The 4,526-nt window shown below is 59.9% G+C and carries 6 protein-coding genes and 1 pseudogene; 5 read left to right on the forward strand and 2 right to left on the reverse strand.

Translation table 11 applies throughout. The features are described from left to right. Both H0V34_10200 and H0V34_10205 read right to left on the reverse strand, forming a co-directional pair. Nucleotides 1-429 (reverse strand): arsenate reductase ArsC (locus tag H0V34_10200; protein MBA2492044.1); only part of this gene is annotated, 429 nt, incomplete at its 3' end. A gap of 16 nt (nucleotides 430-445) precedes the next feature. After that, nucleotides 446-826, reverse strand: coding sequence for a helix-turn-helix transcriptional regulator (locus H0V34_10205; GenBank protein ID MBA2492045.1), 381 nt, complete (start codon nucleotides 824-826; stop codon nucleotides 446-448). 157 nt (nucleotides 827-983) lie between these two features. On the opposite strand from H0V34_10205, the gene H0V34_10210 reads away from it, so the two are divergent. The 5 genes and pseudogenes from H0V34_10210 to H0V34_10230 all read left to right on the forward strand — a co-directional run bounded on the left by H0V34_10210 (nucleotide 984) and on the right by H0V34_10230 (nucleotide 4,438). Then, on the forward strand, nucleotides 984-1,214 hold the full coding sequence (locus H0V34_10210; GenBank protein ID MBA2492046.1) for an addiction module protein: 231 nt from the start codon (nucleotides 984-986) through the stop codon (nucleotides 1,212-1,214). Next, a complete protein-coding gene (locus H0V34_10215) occupies nucleotides 1,211-1,462 on the forward strand; it encodes a type II toxin-antitoxin system RelE/ParE family toxin (protein MBA2492047.1) in 252 nt (83 codons plus the stop codon). Before H0V34_10210 ends, H0V34_10215 begins: the two co-directional genes overlap by 4 nt. A 279-nt stretch (nucleotides 1,463-1,741) precedes the next feature. Beyond that, nucleotides 1,742-3,275: pseudogene (locus tag H0V34_10220) on the forward strand (transposase). 162 nt (nucleotides 3,276-3,437) lie between these two features. Continuing rightward, nucleotides 3,438-3,899 (forward strand): hypothetical protein, encoded by a 462-nt coding sequence (locus H0V34_10225; protein ID MBA2492048.1) that lies wholly within the window; start codon nucleotides 3,438-3,440, stop codon nucleotides 3,897-3,899. Nucleotides 3,900-4,048: 149 nt separating this feature from the next. After that, entirely contained in the window at nucleotides 4,049-4,438 is a 390-nt protein-coding gene (locus H0V34_10230) for an IS3 family transposase (GenBank protein MBA2492049.1), read from the forward strand. The last annotated feature ends 88 nt before the right edge of the window (nucleotides 4,439-4,526 follow it).

Consider the following 4,526-nt stretch of genomic DNA (forward strand, 5'->3'; position numbering starts at 1 on the left):
TTGTGTGAAGATCTGGATGCGGCGCTCCAGTTCGTAATACGCGGCGCGAAAGGCGCGGTCCCGTGTCCGTTCGTCGCCTCCGACGGCGGCCGGATCGACCATTCCCCAGTGCGCGGACATGGGCTGACCCGGCCACATTGGACTTACTTCCTGTGCCGCGCTGTCGCACACGGTGAACACGAAATCCAGCGGCGGCGAATCGGGCGCGGCGAACTCGTCCCAGCTCTTGCTGCGCAGCCCTTCGACCCGCAGCTTCATGTGTTCGAACAGTCGCAGCGCCAGCGGATGTACCTCGCCTTTCGGATGGCTGCCGGCGCTGTACGCGCGGAAGCGGCCCTTGCCCAGACGATTCAGCAACACCTCGCCCATGATGCTGCGCGCCGAGTTGCCGGTGCAGAGAAACAGAACGTTGTAGGTTTTAACACTCATGACTTCGCTCGATATATCAGGGTTTTAATCGTTGCCGCACAGCCGAGCGTCGCGGCGCATTCTCCGGGGGCCGAGCGACCGTATCGCACTGCGGAATCGCGCAGTCCTCAGGCCGCCCCTGGCAACAGTTCTCGGTCAGGTAAGCGAGCACCGCGTTCATCGCCTCGAAGTCGGCCGTGTATATAATCGAACGGCCGTCGCGGCGATTACGCACCAGGCGCGCGTGTCTCAGCGCGCTTAAATGAAACGACAACGTCGCGCCCGGCAGACCCAGCCGCGCCGCGAGTTCGCCAGCGGGCGCGCCATCCGCGCCCTGCTGCATCAGATAGCGAAATACGTCCAGACGGCTCTCGTGCGCGAGCGCGCCCAACGCGGCAATGACTGATTCCTTTTCCATATTTCTAATATTGTAGAAATATGGATTGATGTCAAGCAATTTTGTGGTGGCGTTATGGCGACCTAAAGGTCCTCATGTCAGCCGGTTAGGTAGGTAGCTTCCACCTTCGTGACACATCTGGTACGTTGAGACAGATATCCACAAGGGCGCTGGTGTCATGTCCATATCAATTAAGTCGTTAGGAATCGATCAACTTGACGTAGAGGAGCGTCTAACGCTCGTCGAAGAGCTTTGGGACAGCATAGCCGCAGAGAGCGCGGCGATTCCGCTCACCGAAGCTCAACGCGCCGAGCTTGATCGCAGGATCGCCGAACACGAGGCCAATCCTGATGATGTCGTGTCCTGGGAGGAAGTTAAGGCTTCAATTATTGAACAGTTCAAGCGGTGAATCTCAAGGTCGTCTTCCGGCGCGTCGCACGGCGGGAGTTCGATGAAGCGGCGCTGTGGTACGAAGCGCGTCGTACTGGTCTTGGCGCTCGGCTCGTGTCGAAAATTGATCAGGCGGTGGCACTTGCGGCAGAAAGTCCGCAGCGTTTTCCTTACTCGGTGTTCTTTCGGGTAGAGGTTAGACGAATCGTGGTACTCGCGGTCTTTCACGCGCGCCGCGATCCTACAATCTGGCAGCAACGCGCCTAACATTCCACATATGGACTCCTTCTGACTTCCATACGAGAGTCAATTGAGCTGCATCTTGAGGGTCTCAAAGAGCAAGGGCAGTCTGCTCCACAAACTTATTCGAGCAGCGAGTTGGTTGAGATTCAAGCCGCATAACATGCGCTGCGGCCGACTGCAGTGAAAGCCTTTACTCCGTTCAAGCACGGGCGGTCCTCGGCTTAGCTGATGCGTTGAGGCTGTAGAAAAACCATAGATTGGCACACATGTAGCTGCTTCTTTGGCAACGAAAGGAGCGCTGCAATGGCCCGTTACAAGCCTGTTGATCGTCACTTATCGAAGTTGCTGCCGGTGCACTTCTCCGCGCAGATCATGCCGGGCAGTTTCGAGTACGCGGTGAACTGGCTGGTCGATCACGAGGTTGATTTGACGGTATTCGATGCGCGCTATCGCAACGATGAAACGGGTGCTTTGGCCTACGCTCCGTCGGTGCTGCTGAAGCTTGTGCTGGTGGGCTGCGCCCGCGGACTGAGCTCGTCACGCTCGCTCGAGCGTGCCTGCCGGGAGCACGTCGTCTTCATGGCGCTGACCGGCGACACACAGCCGCACTTCACCACCATCGCCTCTTTCGTCGCCAGGATGCCGAACGAGATCACGTCCGTGTTTCGTGACGTACTGCTGGTCTGCGACGAGCAGGGCCTGCTTGGCAAGGAACTGTTTGCAGTGGACGGCTGCAAGCTGCCGTCGAATGCCTCGCGCACCTGGAGCGGCACGAAGGCCGCGCTTGTGAAGAAGGCCAGCAAGATGGACATGGCTATTAGCCATCTGCTGGCAACGCACCGTCGCCAGGACGCCGGCCAGAACGAAGATGCGATGGTGATCCGTGAACGCCGGCAGCTCGAGACGCTGACGAAGAACAGCCAGAAGGTTCGAGATTGGCTGGCGGTAACTGCCGAGAAGACCAATCGCCGTGGCGAGCCGCTGAAGTCGAACATCACCGACAACGACTCGGCGACGATGAAGACCAGTCACGGCGTCGTGCAGGGTTACACCGGCGTGGCCGCAGTCGATTCCAGGGCGCGGATCGTGATGCACGCCGCTGCCTTCGGCACCGGCCAGGAGAACGGTTTGCTGCCGATGGTGCTGCAGGAAGTGCAAGCCGACTTCGCCGCCATCGGCACGGCGGACCCGCTGCTCACGGCAACGGTGCTCACCGACTCCGGCTATCACTGCGAAGCCACCCTGCAACAGCTGGCCGATGCGAACGTTGACGCCTTGATCGCCGACACCGGATTACGGTCACGGGACCCGCGCTTTGCCGACGCCTACCAGCACAAGCCCAAGGAGCAGCAGCGCAAGTCTGGCGAACGCCAATCGAAGTGGTTTCAACCAAAAGACTTCACCTACGATGCCGAGCGACAGACCTGTACCTGCCCGAACGGCCAGGCGCTGAAGCGCAGTACGCAGAATGCGGTCATCAAGGGACGGCGCGGGGTGAGCTTTGAAGGCACGCGAGAGCTATGTAGCGCCTGCCCACTAAAAGCACAGTGCATGCGCAAGCCCGATGTCAGCCCTTACCGGCAGGTCACTTTCTTCGACGGCAGCAAGGTCTGCGACACGCACCCGAAGACCACCGCGATGAAGGCCCGGATCGACACCCGAGAAGGTCGGCTGCTCTACAGCCGACGCCTGGGCATCGTCGAACCGGTCGCAGGCCAATCTGCATACGCATCGCCTGCGGCGCTTCACGCTACGATCAAGGCGAAAGGTCGATGCGCAATGGAAGCTCTTTGCGCTGGTGCACAACGTGCAGAAGCTGCAAGGCAAAGCGCCATGAAAGCAGACTTGGAAAGCTCCGGAACCCGCGCTAGCGTCCCTGACATAACCAATGAGATGGGAACGGCACGGTAATGAACGATGCTCTCGTACACACGATCTGCTCCGCCGAGCACGCCGAAACCCTCGCAAATCGTCGATGGACTACAGCCGCAGCCTCGCAATGCGTTTTTCTACGGCCTCGTTGGCGGTATCGCGCACGGGTTTTTTACAGTGGAGAGACCGGCCGCCCGGTGAGCGACGCCCTGTCAACACAGTACTCGATGTGCAGGTGGCGGCGATCCATGCCGAGACCCGGCTTAAGTTAAGGGCGCCGAGCGTTTTGTTCGCAGCCTGCGTGCGCGGGGCCTGCGGGGCGGACACGAGCGGGGTTCGGCGCAATCTATGGCGTCAGGAGCTGCGGCCGGTCTATAAGCGGCCGTATCGGGCGACGACTGACGCGCAACACAGCCAGCCACTTGCGCCGCCTGTGCTGACGCGACGCTTCCATGGTTGGCAGCCGGATCGGGCCTCGGTCGCGGACATCACCTACATCCCGACGCAGGAAGGCTGGCTGTATCTCGCCTGTGTGCTGGATCTGGGAAGTCGCTCAGATTATGGGCTGGTCTATCAGCGAGCTGCTTAGGGCCGGGCTGGTATGCGGTGCCGTGATAGATGGCGTATTGGTGGCGCAAGAAGCCTGCCGCGGGTCTTATCCTGCATTCGGATCGTGGCGTGTAGTACGCCAGCCACCCGTACTACGCCCTGCTGGCCGACTACAGGATGGCGCAATCGATGAATCGTAAGGCGAAGTGTTGGAATAATGCGGCCATGGAGAGCTTCTTCAAGACGCTCAAGGTCGAGCGTGTGCACCGGCTACGTTACGCGTCGCGGGTACAGGCCAAGCTCGATCTCGTGGATTGGATCGAGGGCTTCTACAATTCCAACGTCTGCATTCGGCGATCGATTATCGCTCACCCGCAGAGTTTGAACGCAGCTTCAAAGCTGCATGAATCTGGTGTACGTGGAATCAAGACAGGGTCAGTATTGCCATGTTGCCAAATACGCGCACCCCGTCTTGGCTGGCGGGATTGCCGCCCGTGCCTTGCGCCTGGATCGCTTGATAACACGCACGCGTGTCATAGGCCCCATCGCCTGAGACTTGCACGATCTCGCCTTCGATGAGGTCAAGCAGCGCAGGCAGTAGCGACCCGGAACTCCGATCGTTGGTCGTAACTTCCGCCGCGATAATCTCACTACTGGCCGCATCGAT

The organism is Gammaproteobacteria bacterium (genome assembly GCA_013696315.1).
In the GTDB taxonomy this organism is placed as follows: Bacteria; Pseudomonadota; Gammaproteobacteria; order JACCYU01; family JACCYU01; genus JACCYU01.